Source organism: Pseudomonas azadiae, assembly GCF_019145355.1.
GTDB lineage: Bacteria > Pseudomonadota > Gammaproteobacteria > Pseudomonadales > Pseudomonadaceae > Aquipseudomonas > Aquipseudomonas azadiae.
Window position 1 is genome coordinate 2,569,857 of record NZ_JAHSTY010000001.1, and the last position, 14,119, is coordinate 2,583,975.

A 14,119-nucleotide genomic window follows, 5' to 3' on the forward strand; every position below is an offset into this window, starting at 1 on the left:
CCCGCTCACTACACAACTGCTTGCTGTTGCTCTGGCCAGATCCAAAAAATAGTCGCCTGACAGACCGCCATCGCAGGCAAGCCAGCTCCCACAGTTTTAACCGAGTCAGGCTTTAGATCGCCACGTCAGCCTTGATGCTTGGATCGGCGTCGTAGCCCACGATTTCGAAGTCTTCGAACTTATAGTCATAGATCGACGCAGGTTTACGCTTGATCACCAGTTCCGGCAGCTTCTTCGGCGTACGCGCCAGTTGCGTGCGGATCTGTTCCATATGGTTGCTGTAAGCGTGGGTGTCGCCAGTGGTAACGATGATCTCATGCGGGATCAGGTCGCATTGCTGGGCCAGCATGTGGGTGAGCAATGCCAGCGCGGCGGTGTTGTACGGCAGGCCGAGGAACACATCGGAACTGCGAATGTACAGCTGCATCGACAGGTGACCGTCATGCACGAACGCCTGGTACAGCAGGTGGCACGGCGGCAGGGCCTGCTTGCCGTTGCGCGCGTTTTCCTGCGGGCTCCTGGTTTCGTCCGGCAGGTACTCGACGTTCCAGCCGTGGAACAGGATGCGGCGGCTGTTGGGGTTGGTCTTGAGCGTGTGCACCATGTAATCGATCTGGTTGATCGTGCCGCCGTCCTTGGTCGGCCAGGCGGTCCACTGCTCGCCGTACACCGGGCCCAGGTCGCCGTCTTCGGTGGCCCATTCGTCCCAGATCTTTACGCCGTTTTCGTTGAGCCACTTGATGTTGGTGTTGCCGCTCAACATCCAGATCAGCTCGTTGGCGATGCTTTTGAAGTGAAGCTTCTTGGTGGTCAGCAGCGGGAAGCCGTCGGCCAGGTTATGCCGATACTGACGGGCGAACACGGCCTTGGTGCCGGTGCCGGTGCGATCGCCCTTGGTGAGTCCGTTGGTCACGACGTCGTTCAGGAGTTCGAGGTATTGCTTCATGTGTGTACCCGTATCGTTGAAGCCGAGGCTTTGGAGAAAAAACCTCGGCATTCGAATTTAAAGCGCGGCGTTCTTGATCGGTTGCGGGCGATTGTACGCCCACCACAGCATGCCCAGTCCGGCCAGGATCATCGGGATACTGAGCACCTGCCCCATGGTCAGCCAGCCCCATGCCAGGTAGCCCAACTGTGCATCCGGCACGCGCACGAACTCGACGACAAAGCGGAAGATCCCGTAGAACAACGCGAACATCCCCGACACCGCCATGGTGGGCCGTGGCTTGCGCGAAAAGAGATACAGGATAAGGAACAGTGCCACGCCTTCCAACGCGAACTGATAGAGCTGCGACGGGTGGCGCGGCAGTTGCGCCGGGTCGCTGAACGGCGGGAAGACCATGGCCCATGGCACGTCGGTCGGCTTGCCCCACAATTCGGCATTGATGAAGTTGCCGATACGCCCGGCGCCCAGGCCGATAGGCACCATCGGTGCGATGAAGTCCATCAACTGGAAGAACGACTTGCCATTGCGTCGGCCGAACCACCAGGCGGCGATCATTACGCCGATAAAGCCGCCATGGAAGGCCATGCCGCCCTTCCATACTTCGAAGATCAGTGTCGGGTTGGCGATATAGGCGGAAAGATCGTAGAACAGCACATACCCCAGCCGCCCGCCGACAATCACGCCCATCGACAGCCAGAAAATCAGGTCGGAGAGCTTCTCTTTGGTCCAGGTCGGGTCGAAACGGTTCAGGCGCCGAGAGGCCAGGAACCAGGCACCGCCGATGCCGACCAGGTACATCAGCCCGTACCAATGGATTTTCAGCGGACCGATGGCCAAGGCCACCGGGTCGATCTGCGGGTAAGGCAGCATTGCGACTCCTCGTTAAATCATTCCGTTATAGCGACCGGACCATGCCCGGGCGCGATTAAGTCTGCGTTACAGCAACTGCCATCAAATCAAAAAGGTGATGCCGACACAGAACAGCAGCCCGGCGAACAACCGCTTGAGCAAGCGCGGCGACAGCCGGTGCGCCAGGCGTGCGCCGAAGCGGGCAAACACCATGCTGGTCAGGGCAATGCCCAGCAGCGCCGGCAAATACACGAACCCTAGACTATGAGCGGGCAGCAGCGGGTCATGCCAGCCCAGAATCATGAAACTTGCCGCGCTGGCCACCGCAATCGGAAGCCCGCACGCGGATGAGGTGGCTACCGCCTGCTGCATCGGCACGCCGCGCCAGGTCAGAAACGGCACCGTCAGCGAGCCGCCGCCGATGCCAAAAATCGCCGAGGCCCAGCCGATGACTGTGCCCGCCAGGCCAAGACCGAGCTTGCCCGGCACCGTCCGGCTGGCCTTGGGCTTGAAATCCAGCGCCAGCTGCACGGCTACCAGCAAGGCAAACACACCGATGATTTTTTGCAGGTGAGGGCCGGAAATCGCTTCGGCGGTCAGCGCGCCAAAGCCTGCGCCGATCAGGATACCCACGGTCATCCACGCAAAGATCGGCCAACGTACCGCGCCACGCCGATGATGCTCACGCACGGCATTCACCGAGGTAAAGATGATCGTCGCAAGCGAAGTGCCGACGGCCAGGTGGGTCAGCACCTGCGGGTCGAAGCCCTGCAAGGTGAAGCTGAACACCAGCACCGGCACGATGATGATCCCGCCGCCCACGCCAAACAGCCCGGCGAGCACGCCTGCGCAGGCGCCAAGCAGCAAATACAGCAAAAATTCCATGGGAGCCCCCCCGACCAAGTCCGGCATGTTAACGGATGGAAGGCATGCGACCCAACTGGATACGATGGAACGCCCTTGCCCGAGTGGGTAGAGTGGCAAAAACACAAAGGGGAATCGCCTGATGTGCCTGATTGTTTTCGCCTGGCGGCCGGGCCACGCCCAGCCACTGATCGTCGCGGCCAACCGCGATGAGTTCTACGCCCGCCCCAGCCTGCCGCTGGCCCAGTGGCCGGATGCGCCGCACGTTTACGCCGGCCGCGACCAGGAGGCAGGCGGCACCTGGCTGGGGGTCAATGCCGACGGACGCTTCGCCGCCTTGACCAACATCCGCGACCCGCACCAACCGCCGGCACGTAAGTCGCGCGGTGAGTTGGTGGCGCGGTTTCTCAACGGTTCGATGCCGATTGACGACTATCTGGCCGATGTTAACGGCCGTTCGATTGAGTATGCCGGGTTTAACCTGCTGGTGGGCACGCGGGACGAGCTGTGGCACTACAACGCCAATCAGACCGAGCCCACGCGGTTGGAGCCCGGCGTTTACGGGTTATCCAACGCTGGCCTTGATACGCCGTGGCCCAAGCTGCTCAAGGCCAAGGCGGCGTTGAGCGAAGTGCTGGAAGATCCACAACCTGAGGCGTTGCTGGCGATTTTGAGTGATCCGCAGACGGCAGCGTTTGGCCAGTTGCCAGATACCGGCGTGGGGTTGGCGACTGAAAGCCTGCTGTCGAGCGTGTTTATTGCCAGCCCGAGTTACGGGACGCGGGCAAGTACGGTATTGATTGTGAATGCCGACGGGACGCGGCGGATGGTGGAACGCAGTTTTGGGCCGCAGGGTGGTAGGTTGGGCGAGGTAGAGCTGAGGATTTAATGGCGCCTGGACTGCCGCCATCGCAGGCAAGCCAGCTCCCACATTTGGAATGCATTCCCCTGTGGGAGCTGGCTTGCCTGCGATGGCCGCGACGCGGTCTAGAGGGTTTTCGCCGAGGCCGGATTGATCATCCGCGTCAGCCCCAAGTTCTTCAGCGCCAATTGCAACGAGCTGTGGATAACCTGCGGGTTGTCGATGGTCATCAGCTCCGCCAGCAGATCCTTGGCCATGCTCAGTTCAACCTGGCGCAACATCCACTTCACCTTTGGCAAGTTGGTGGCGTTCATCGACAGGCTGTCAAAGCCCATCGCCATCAACAGCACCGCCGCCGCCGGGTCGCCGGCCATTTCACCGCAGATGCTTACCGGCTTGCCTTCGGCATGGGCGTCGCGCACTACGTGTTGCAGGGCTTGCAGCACCGCCGGGTGCAGGTAGTCGTAGAGGTCCGCCACCCGGGGGTTGTTGCGGTCCACGGCCAGCAGGTATTGGGTTAAATCGTTGGAGCCCACCGACAGGAAGTCCACCTGCCGCGCCAGCTCCTTGGCCTGGTACACCGCCGCCGGGATTTCGATCATCACGCCAATCGGCGGCATCGGTACGTCGGCGCCTTCGTCGCGCACTTCGCCCCAGGCACGGTGGATCAGGTGCAGCGCCTCTTCCAGCTCATGGGTGCCGGAGATCATCGGCAACAGGATGCGCAGGTTGTTCAGGCCTTCGCTGGCCTTGAGCATGGCGCGGGTCTGCACCAGGAAGATTTCCGGGTGGTCGAGGGTGACGCGAATACCGCGCCAGCCGAGGAAGGGGTTGTCTTCCTTGATCGGGAAATACGACAGTGACTTGTCGCCGCCGATGTCGAGGCTGCGCATGGTCACCGGCAGCGGGTGGAAGGCTTGCAGTTGCTCGCGATAAATCGCCAGCTGCTCCTTCTCGCTCGGGAAGCGCTGGTTGATCATGAACGGCACTTCGGTGCGGTACAGCCCCACCCCTTCGGCGCCGCGCTGTTGCGCACGGGCCACATCGGCGAGCAGGCCGGTATTGACCAGCAGCGGTACACGGTGGCCATCGGTGGTCACACACGGCAGCTCGCGCAAGGAATCAAGGCCCAGCGCCAACTGCTTCTCTTCCTCCACCACTTCGGCGTATTGCTTGCGCAGCAGCTCGCTGGGGTTGGTGAAGACTTCGCCACGATGGCCGTCGACGATCATGTCGATGCCATCGACCTTGGAATACGGCAGGTCCACCAGGCCCATCACTGTCGGAATGCCCATGGCACGGGCCAGGATCGCGACGTGGGAGTTGCCCGAGCCGAGTACCGACACCAGGCCCACCAGTTTGCCTTCCGGCACTTCGCCGAGCATGGTGGCGGTCAGTTCTTCACTGATCAGGATGGTGTTGGCGGGGTAGACCAGGTTGGTGGTGCGGTCTTCCTGCAGATAGGCCAGCAGACGGCGACCGAGGTCGCGCACGTCCGAGGCGCGCTCGCGCAGGTAGGCGTCGTCCATCAATTCGAAACGGTTGACGTGATCGGTCACCACCTGGCGCAGCGCGCCCTGGGCCCACTGGCCGGTCTTGATCACGGTCTTTACTTCGTTACCCAGGGACGCGTCGTCGAGCATCATCTGATACACGTCGAACAGCGCGCGCTCTTCGGGGCGCAACTGGGTCGCCAGTTTGGTCGACAGGTTGCGCATATCGGCGCGCACGCCTTCCAGGGCGGTCTTGAACAGTTTGATTTCGGCGTCGATGTCTTTGACGGTCTTGTCCGGCACCACATCCAGGTCCGCCGGCGGCAACATGACCACCGCCGTACCGACCGCAGCGCCCGGCGAACCCGGCACGCCCACGAACTTGGCTTCCTGGATGCCCTTGCCCTCGCGGCCCAGGCCACGGATCGAGCCGGTCGCTTCGGCGTGGGCAATAACCCCGGCCAATTGCGCGCTCATGGTCACCAGGAAGGCTTCTTCACCTTCGTCGAACTGGCGCCGCTCTTTTTGCTGGATGACCAACACGCCGACAACGCGACGGTGATGAATGATCGGCGCGCCGAGAAACGAGGCGTAGCGCTCTTCGCCGGTTTCGGCAAAGTAACGGTAACGCGGGTGGTCGGCGGCGTGTTCAAGGTTCAGGGGTTCTTCACGCGTCCCCACCAGGCCCACCAGACCTTCATTGGGCGCCATGCTGACCTTGCCGATGGAGCGCTTGTTCAGGCCCTCGGTGGCCATCAGCACAAAACGGTTGGTCTCGGGGTCCAGCAGGTAAACCGAGCAGACCTGGCTGCCCATGGCTTCCTTGACGCGCAACACAATAATCCCCAACGCCGCCTTGAGATCCTTGGCGGAGTTAACTTCCTGGACGATCTTGCGCAGCGTATTGAGCATGGCTCGGGGTCGAACTCCGTCGTCAGTCGCGCGCTAAAAGGCGCGGGGCAAGCTCTTTGAGCGCGCGACGATAAACCTCGCGCTTGAATGTCACCACCTGGCCCAACGGATACCAATAGCTGACCCAGCGCCAGCCATCGAACTCCGGTTTACCGGTCAAATCCATCCGCACCCGCTGCTCGTTGGAGATCAGGCGCAGGAGAAACCATTTCTGCTTCTGGCCGATGCACAGCGGTTGGCTGTGGGTACGCACCAGGCGTTGCGGCAAACGATAACGCAACCAGCCACGGGTACAGGCCAGAATCTGTACATCTTCACGCTCAAGGCCGACTTCTTCATTCAACTCACGGTACAAGGCGTCTTCAGGGGTTTCGTCGGGGTTGATTCCGCCTTGAGGAAACTGCCAGGCATCTTGGTTGATTCGGCGAGCCCATAGCACCTGTCCGGCATCATTCGTAAGAATAATCCCGACATTAGGACGGAAACCATCGGGGTCGATCACGGCAACAACCTCGCAAACGCATGTCGCCGCATTGTTCCACAAAGGTTGTTCCAGCGGCAACGAGGCTTCTTACCTTATGTGCACTCTTGTGAAAAGACCGTATTCTGGACGCCTTTTTACAGACTTTTCAGCGAGTAACTGCAATGCGCCTGGCTTTATTCGACTTGGACAACACCCTTCTGGGCGGTGACAGCGACCACGCCTGGGGCGATTACCTGTGCGAACGCGGGATTCTCGACCCGGTGGCCTATAAAGCCCGCAACGATGAGTTCTACCAGGATTACCTCGCCGGCAAGCTGGATAACGCCGCCTACCTTAACTTTTGCCTGGAAATCCTCGGCCGCACCGAGATGGCCCAGCTCGATGAGTGGCACAACGACTATATGCGCGATTGCATCGAGCCGATCATGTTGCCGCGGGCCGTAGAACTGCTGGCCAAGCACCGCGCCGCCGGTGACAAGCTGGTGATCATCACCGCCACCAACCGTTTCGTCACCGCGCCAATTGCCGCACGCCTGGGCGTAGACACCCTGATCGCCACCGAGTGCGAGATGGAAAACGGCCGCTATACCGGGCGCAGCACCGATGTGCCGTGCTTTCGTGAGGGCAAGGTGACGCGGTTGAACCGTTGGCTGGAAGAAACCGGCTTCAGCTTGGAAGACAGTTATTTCTATAGCGACTCGATGAATGACCTGCCGTTGCTGGAGCAGGTGACTCATCCGGTGGCGGTGGATCCGGATCCGAATCTGCGGGCTGAGGCCGAGAAGCGGGGTTGGCCGGTGATTACGCTGCGTAGCTGATGGCGCTATCGCGGGCAAGCCCGCTCCCACAGTTGACCGAGTTGCCCTGAAAAAACCGGATCAAATGTGGGAGCTGGCTTGCCTGCGATGCAGTCACCTCGGTCTCAAGCCTTACATGGGCTTGGCCACCATCAAATAGAAAATCACCATGAACGCCAAAAACGCCGGCCACCCCAGGCCAAACCACCAACGCATATAGGTCGCGGCCTTGAGCGGCATCGCCGTCCCCTCGCGCAACGCCTGCTCCGCCATCTTGTGCACACGAATCTGCAACCACACCACCGGCAGCCAGCAGATCCCCGCCAGCACATACAGGGCGAACGTCCACTGCAACCAGCTCTGCTGCAAAGACCACCCCGCCAGGTGCATCAAGCCGATGCCGCTCAGCGGCTGGAACACCGCCGTGGTCGCGGTAAACGCCCAGTCGGCGAACACCAGGTGCTTGAAGGTCACAGCGATGACTTCGACCTTCCCGGTGCGCCAGGCGCGTAACGCGTAGTAAGCCGAACCGGCGCCAAGGCCGAACAAGACGGTGGAAGAAAGGATATGCAGGGTTTTCAACAGCAGGTAAGCGCTCATTGACGGGGCTCAGTCCAAAATAGCCATAAGGTGGCCACCATCAACACCAGGTTCTTGGCGACGGCGGCATAAGGGTCAAACCAATAGTGGGGCAGAATCAGGCTGATGAGCACGGTGTATCCGGCCATCAGCAACAGTTGCAACATCAGTGTTCGGCGCCGCCAGCGGCGGACCAGCAACCCCAAGCCCAACAGGCCATCGCACAGCGACCCGCCGATCACCGCCAGCGTCGCCCAGATGCCGTGCACGCCTGCCTGCGCCATGATGCGCACGCCCCAGTCGTATCCCGGCCCCAGGCACACGGCTGCGGTGCCCAGCCAGATCAGCACCAGCACCGCCAGCATCAGGGGCCGGATCGTGAGCTGGCTGCTCACGGCCGCTGTCGGCCAGCCCTGCAAACGCGAAGACAGCGGCGCCGCCGAATAACCGCAGACCGAAGCCAGCACCTCGGGGTCGGCCACATTGTCCTGTTGCGCCAGGGTGATACTTTGTCTGTTGAGCGCGCGCCAACCCAGGCGGTCGCCCATCCAACCGCTCAATTTCAGCAACGGGGCTTGCACGTATCGACCCGGCCTCCAGCCTTGGGCGGCGCGCAAATGATCGATGACCTGGCTCAGCCGCATCGGTTCAGGCCCGACCAAGGGCAATACCATCGATTCGGTAGGCCAGCGCCGCAGCAGCGCCAGCACGGCACCGACCACGTCATCGATATGCACCGGCTGCAGGTGGGCCTTGAGGTTCAGCAGCGGGATCAGCGGCCAGGGGGAAAGCGCGGCGAGCCAGGCGCTGCTCGCTCCGCCCTCACCCACAACCAAGGAAGGGCGCAGCACCACTGAATCGATGTTCAGGCCGAGCAGGTAATCGTCAGCTACGCCTTTACTGGCAAGAAAAGGCACGTCGGCCTGCGTTGAGGCGCCCAAGGCCGATATCTGCAGCACCCGCACGCCACGCCGCGCCGCCAGATCAAACAACGCGCAAGCGCCCTGATCCTGAACCCGGCTCAACTCGGCCGCGTCCACGCTCAGCAGACCGGCTGCATTGATCAATAAATCAACGGATTCAGGAAAGTTGAACGCTTCAGTATCGGCAGCCAGCCGGCCCAGATCCAGCGAGCGCCACTGCACTCCGGGCCAATCCTGGCTTCGAGGCTCGCGACAGGTTGCAACCACGCAGTGCCCCGCTTGCTGCAGGGCCCGCAGCAGGTGGCGCCCGATAAACCCAGTGGCGCCCACCAGAAGAATATTCATGTAGCTCCTTTAGACCGGTTTGGCGCCCATCAACCCGGCAATCGCCACAAAACCCACCAGGCTGATCACCGCCAGTGCGAGGGTGAAATTCAGGCTGCCGCCCTCGCCCTTGCGCAGCCGATTGAGCCGCGCCACCAGCCAGAACCACGCCAGCGCCGCCACGCTGTAGAGGAGGCTGGACCCCAGGATCCAGGTCTGCCCCAACGGCCAGCCGACAAGGTGCACCAGCCACCAGCCAGTGAACGGCATGCTGACCAGGCAAACGCCCATCAATAGCCAGATGAAGGCCCACGGCCGCTGCACGGTCACCGCCGCGCCGGTGCTGCGTTTGCGCCAGGCCAGCAACGCCAGGCCAAAGCCACTGAGCAGCAACAACACGGTGGCCGCGACGTGGATAACTTTCAGGGTGGACAGGGTTTCCATGAGTCATCTTTCCTTAAAGGCCTTCCCAACCAGCGTAGCCGCTCAGCCGAGAAACAGGGTGTAGGCCGGGTTATCGCTCTCATCCCAGTACGGGTAGCCAATCGCTTCCAGCGCGGCCGGTACCAGGTGACGCTCGTGCGCCGGCACTTGCAGGCCGGCGACTACACGGCCATCGGCTGCGCCGTGGTTGCGATAGTGGAACATCGAGATGTTCCAGCGCCCGCCTAATTTGTTAAGAAAGTTGAACAAGGCACCCGGGCGCTCCGGGAATTCGAAGCGAAACACCACTTCATCGCTGACCTTGGCCGCGTGCCCGCCGACCATATGACGGATGTGCAACTTGGCCAGTTCATTTTCAGTCAGGTCCAGCACCGGGAAGCCTTGGCTGGTAAGGCTGGCGATCAATGCGCTGCGGGGGTCGTTTTCCGGGTGCGTCTGCACGCCGACGAAAATGTGCGCCTCGCTGCCGGTGTGGTAGCGGTAGTTGAATTCGGTGATCTGGCGCTTGCCCACGGCCTCGCAGAAGGCCTTGAAGCTGCCGGGTTTCTCGGGGATGGTGACGGCGATGATGGCTTCGCGCCCTTCACCCAGCTCGGCGCGCTCGGCCACATGGCGCAGGCGGTCGAAGTTGACGTTGGCACCTGAGTCGATGGCCACCAGGGTCTGCCCGGTGACGCCACGGGTCTCGACGTATTTCTTGATCCCGGCCACGCCCAATGCCCCTGCCGGCTCGGTGATGGAACGGGTGTCGTCGTAGATGTCCTTGATCGCTGCACAGATTTCATCGGTGCTGACGGTGATCACTTCATCGACATAGTCCTTGCAGATGTCGAACGTGTGCTTGCCGATCTGCGCTACGGCCACGCCATCGGCAAAGATGCCCACGGTCGACAACACCACGCGCTCGCCCGCCGCCATCGCGGCTTGCAGGCAGTTGGAATCGTCCGGCTCGACGCCGATGATCTTGATCTCCGGGCGCAGGTATTTCACATACGCCGCGATACCGGCGATCAGCCCGCCGCCGCCCACCGGTACGAAGATCGCGTCCAGCGGCCCTGGGTGCTGGCGCAGGATTTCCATCGCCACGGTGCCCTGCCCGGCAATGGTGTGTGGATCATCGTAGGGGTGAATGTAGACGTAGCCTTTTTCGTCAACCAGCTTCAGCGAATAGGCCAAGGCTTCCGGGAAGGAATCGCCATGCAGCACCACTTTACCGCCACGGGAGCGCACGCCTTCAACCTTGATCTCCGGGGTGGTCTTGGGCATCACGATGGTGGCCTTGACCCCCAGCACCTTGGCCGCCAGGGCCAGGCCCTGGGCGTGGTTACCCGCCGACGCCGTGACCACGCCGCGCGCACGCTCTTCACCGGTCAGTTGGGTCAGCTTGTTGTAGGCGCCGCGAATCTTGAACGAGAACACCGGCTGCAAGTCTTCACGTTTGAGCCAGACCTTGTTGCCCAGCCGCTCGGAAAGCTGGCGGGCGGTCTGCAACGGAGTTTCTACGGCAACGTCGTAAACGCGCGAGGTGAGGATCTTTTTGACGTAGTGTTCAAGCATCGGCGCAGGTTCACTTGGGCGGGTTGGACAGGGCCAAGGAGTCTAACCCAGCGTTTGGCCGGGCGACCACACGAATCCCGAGGTTTTGTTGGGTTATACTCGCGCCCCCCTTTAGTCCCCGCCCGTTCCGGAGCCCGCATGACCCAGGATCAACTCAAACAGGCAGTGGCCCAGGCCGCTGTCGATTTAATCCTTCCCAAACTCGACGACAAGAGCATCGTCGGTGTCGGCACCGGCTCCACCGCCAACTGCTTCATCGATGCGCTGGCCCGGCACAAGGGCGCGTTCGACGGCGCCGTGGCCAGCTCCGAAGCCACCGCCGCGCGCCTCAAGGGCCATGGCATTCCGGTGTACGAGCTCAACACCGTGAGCGACCTGGAGTTCTACGTCGACGGCGCCGATGAAAGCGACGAGCACCTGAACCTGATCAAGGGCGGCGGCGCGGCCCTGACCCGCGAGAAGATCGTCGCGGCCGTGGCCAAGACCTTTATCTGCATCGCCGACGCCAGCAAGCTGGTGCCGGTACTCGGCGCGTTCCCGCTGCCGGTGGAAGTGATCCCGATGGCCCGCAGCCACGTGGCCCGCGAGCTGGTGAAACTGGGCGGCGACCCGGTGTACCGCGAAGGCGTGTTGACCGACAACGGCAACATCATCCTCGACGTGTTCAACATGCAGATCACCGATCCGGTGCGGCTTGAGACGCAGATCAACGCGATCGTGGGCGTGGTCACCAACGGCCTGTTCGCCGCGCGCCCTGCGGATGTGTTGCTGCTGGGCACCTCCGAAGGCGTCAAAACCCTCAAGGCCTGATGCCATCGTCACCGTAGATATTCACAACCTTGTAGTGAGCGGGCTTGCCCCGCGCTGGGTGGCGAAGCCGCCCTAATACAGTTACCGCCGAGTTACGCGCAAAACCGAGTCGCCTGGTTTGGGGCGGCTTCGCCACCCAGCGCGGGGCAAGCCCGCTCACTACAGCCGCTACAGGCAAGCCAGCTCCCACAGGGGTTGAGCACTGTGCTCAGGAATCCGGCTTCTTGAAGACGTAGAACAAGTTCGGCTCGCTGGTCAGGTACAAATTACCGTCATCGTCCATCGCGATCCCTTCCGCCTGGGGCACGCGCTTTTTCAGGCCGTGGCGCCCGTTCAGCAGTGACAGGCTGCTCAGCGGGCGACCGTCGATATCCAGTTCCAATACCAGGAACGACTCATCCGACAGCGCCAGCAAATGGCCGCTGCGTTCATCGTATTGCAGGCTCGACAGGTCACGCACAAACAGCCCGGCGTCACGCTTGGGGTTGTTGATCACATGCACCGAGTAGGTTTTTTCCGGCTTGAAATGGGGGAAGCCGTGGACCTCGTAGATCAGCATCGGGTCGCGCTCCTTGGCCACGAACAGGCGCTTGCCCACCGAGTCATAGGCCAGGCCTTCAAAGCCTTTATTGCCGCCAACATGCAGGCCCAAGGTCATTTGCTCCGCATCGGCGGCATCGAGAAATTGCGTGTCGTCGTCCACGTGCACCTTGATCAGGCGCTGCTGGCGCTCATCGCTGATGACATAGATGTTGTCGCTGATAAATTCCACCGCTTCGGCATCGCCAAACCCCACCAAAGGGATGCGCCGCAGGATCTTGCCCTCCAGGGACAGTTCGATCAGCTCGGCATTTTTATTGGTGACGGTAAACAGGCTTTTGCGCACCGGGTCGTAGGTCAGGGCCGAAACATCGTCATTGAGACCCTCGATAACCTGGGCCTCGATGGCCACGCGGTAGTCCGCAAGGCCAATGGAGCGCTCATTCGCCGGCTGGCGCCACGCTTGCCAGTTGAACCAGGCGCGCTCGAACAGGCGAAAGTGCTGCGCAACGGCCCCGGCGCTGATCAGGGCGATCAGCGCAAGAAAGAAGAAGATAGGTTTGGGGCGGGCTAGTCGTCGCATTGGGCGGGCTCAATTTCAAGGTGGCGAATGAATATCACGCCTATCTGAATTTAAACTTAAACGCACCCTGATGTCTGGCGAATGCCGCTCAAAGAGAAATATCCGACGTAAATTATCTGTTATTTCTGCCTTTCAAAACGATAGAACAGATTGGGCTCACTGACCATGTACAGCGTGCCGTTCTCGTCCATGGTCACACCTTCGGCCCGTGGAATGGTGTTTTTGAGGCCATTGAACCCACCCAGCAAGGTCATGAAGCTGACTTGCTCGCCCTTCTCGTCCAGCTCCAGCAACAGATGAGAGTCGGCCGACAGCATCAGCAGGTGGCCGGTACGTGGGTCGACAGCCAGGGCGGAGAGGTTACGCATGTCCAGTTCTGAGCTGGCTCGCTTTTGCTTGGTGCCGGCCAGCGTCTGGCTGCCGTCGCTTTTCCAGGTAAACAGGGCCGGCGGGCGCTCTTCGCCCAACACCAACTGCTGGTTGCGCTTGTCCCAGGTGATGGCTTCAAAGGCTTTGTTCTGGTTCTTGGACGGGCCCAGGTCATACACGGGGAAGTCAGCCTTGTTCAATTGCTGGGTGGTGGCGTCGACCTTGACGATGGTCAGGCTGTGCTGGCGCTCGTCGACCACGGCGATCAGGCCGTTTTCCATCACCGTCACGCCTTCGGGGTTTTCCCAGCCGTTGAGCGGCATCTTGCGCAACACCTCGCCTTGCAGGGTCAACTCGACGAGGAACGGGTTCTTGCCCATCACTGAAAACAGGGTGTTGGTCTGAGGGTTGTAAGCGATGTCGGACGCTTCATCCTTCTCCATCCCCGGCAAAAGCTTGCCATCGATGACCGCATGGTAGTCCGGCAGCCACACGCTTTCCTGGCGCTCGGCGGAAGTTTCGAAGCCTTCAAGCACCCACAGCACACCGCGATCATCCCAGTGCATGATCCAGGCGACGCCATACACGATCACGCCGGCAAGCAGCAGCCAGGAGTACCAGCGCAGGGCAAAACGAGAACGCGGCTTGGGTGTGGCGGAGGGCAGAGGCACGGCCATTGGGCGCTTTTTCCGGAAAAGTCAGCATTAGGGGGGAGCACACGGCCAAGGATTATCCGGACGGCGTGTGAAAAAAATGCAAAACCTTGGATTTGCGGCTCACACA

Annotated in this window: 13 protein-coding genes and 1 pseudogene; 3 read left to right on the forward strand and 11 right to left on the reverse strand. The window is 61.4% G+C overall.

The window, feature by feature from the left end:
• Positions 1–112: 112 nt before the first annotated feature.
• The 3 genes from KVG91_RS11735 to KVG91_RS11745 all read right to left on the reverse strand — a co-directional run bounded on the left by KVG91_RS11735 (position 113) and on the right by KVG91_RS11745 (position 2,680).
• On the reverse strand, positions 113–946 hold the full coding sequence (locus KVG91_RS11735) for a thymidylate synthase (protein ID WP_065924345.1): 834 nt from the start codon (positions 944–946) through the stop codon (positions 113–115).
• A 57-nt stretch (positions 947–1,003) separates the two neighbouring features.
• Positions 1,004–1,816, reverse strand: coding sequence for a prolipoprotein diacylglyceryl transferase (gene lgt, locus KVG91_RS11740; protein WP_169376487.1), 813 nt, complete (start codon positions 1,814–1,816; stop codon positions 1,004–1,006).
• An 81-nt stretch (positions 1,817–1,897) separates the two neighbouring features.
• A complete protein-coding gene (locus KVG91_RS11745) occupies positions 1,898–2,680 on the reverse strand; it encodes a sulfite exporter TauE/SafE family protein (RefSeq protein WP_169376488.1) in 783 nt (260 codons plus the stop codon).
• 121 nt (positions 2,681–2,801) lie between these two features.
• Between KVG91_RS11745 and KVG91_RS11750 the strand changes: the two genes are divergently transcribed.
• Positions 2,802–3,548 carry an NRDE family protein gene (locus KVG91_RS11750; RefSeq protein WP_169376489.1) on the forward strand — a complete coding sequence of 249 codons (747 nt, stop codon included), beginning with the start codon at positions 2,802–2,804 and terminating at the stop codon, positions 3,546–3,548.
• 98 nt (positions 3,549–3,646) lie between these two features.
• Here KVG91_RS11750 and ptsP read toward each other — a convergent pair whose 3' ends face one another.
• Positions 3,647–5,926, reverse strand: a complete 2,280-nt coding sequence (gene ptsP / locus KVG91_RS11755; protein WP_169376044.1) for a phosphoenolpyruvate--protein phosphotransferase — start codon at positions 5,924–5,926, stop codon at positions 3,647–3,649.
• Between the two features lie 22 nt (positions 5,927–5,948).
• Positions 5,949–6,428, reverse strand: a complete 480-nt coding sequence (locus tag KVG91_RS11760; protein WP_003176750.1) for an RNA pyrophosphohydrolase — start codon at positions 6,426–6,428, stop codon at positions 5,949–5,951.
• A 143-nt stretch (positions 6,429–6,571) separates the two neighbouring features.
• On the opposite strand from KVG91_RS11760, the gene KVG91_RS11765 reads away from it, so the two are divergent.
• Positions 6,572–7,228 (forward strand): histidinol-phosphatase, encoded by a 657-nt coding sequence (locus tag KVG91_RS11765; RefSeq protein ID WP_076951915.1) that lies wholly within the window; start codon positions 6,572–6,574, stop codon positions 7,226–7,228.
• 111 nt (positions 7,229–7,339) lie between these two features.
• On the opposite strand, the gene KVG91_RS11770 is transcribed toward KVG91_RS11765, so the two are convergent.
• From KVG91_RS11770 to ilvA, 4 genes and pseudogenes are all read right to left on the reverse strand, one after another.
• Positions 7,340–7,807: a DUF2269 family protein gene (locus KVG91_RS11770; RefSeq protein ID WP_169376043.1), complete on the reverse strand. Its 468-nt coding sequence runs from the start codon at positions 7,805–7,807 to the stop codon at positions 7,340–7,342.
• Positions 7,804–9,054, reverse strand: a complete 1,251-nt coding sequence (locus tag KVG91_RS11775) for an SDR family oxidoreductase (protein ID WP_169376042.1) — start codon at positions 9,052–9,054, stop codon at positions 7,804–7,806. The genes KVG91_RS11770 and KVG91_RS11775 overlap by 4 nt, the downstream gene beginning before the upstream one ends.
• Before the next feature lie 9 nt (positions 9,055–9,063).
• Entirely contained in the window at positions 9,064–9,477 is a 414-nt protein-coding gene (locus tag KVG91_RS11780) for a DUF2269 family protein (RefSeq protein WP_169376041.1), read from the reverse strand.
• Between the two features lie 42 nt (positions 9,478–9,519).
• A pseudogene (ilvA, locus tag KVG91_RS11785) lies at positions 9,520–11,043 on the reverse strand (threonine ammonia-lyase, biosynthetic); the annotation flags it as partial.
• Positions 11,044–11,172: 129 nt separating this feature from the next.
• Between ilvA and rpiA the strand changes: the two are divergent.
• A complete protein-coding gene (gene rpiA / locus KVG91_RS11790; RefSeq protein ID WP_169376039.1) occupies positions 11,173–11,844 on the forward strand; it encodes a ribose-5-phosphate isomerase RpiA in 672 nt (223 codons plus the stop codon).
• Between the two features lie 208 nt (positions 11,845–12,052).
• On the opposite strand, the gene KVG91_RS11795 is transcribed toward rpiA, so the two are convergent.
• Together KVG91_RS11795 and KVG91_RS11800 are read right to left on the reverse strand one after the other, a co-directional pair.
• A complete protein-coding gene (locus KVG91_RS11795) occupies positions 12,053–12,967 on the reverse strand; it encodes an SdiA-regulated domain-containing protein (RefSeq protein WP_169376868.1) in 915 nt (304 codons plus the stop codon).
• A gap of 119 nt (positions 12,968–13,086) precedes the next feature.
• Positions 13,087–14,013, reverse strand: a complete 927-nt coding sequence (locus tag KVG91_RS11800) for an SdiA-regulated domain-containing protein (protein WP_169376867.1) — start codon at positions 14,011–14,013, stop codon at positions 13,087–13,089.
• Positions 14,014–14,119 lie beyond the last annotated feature (106 nt).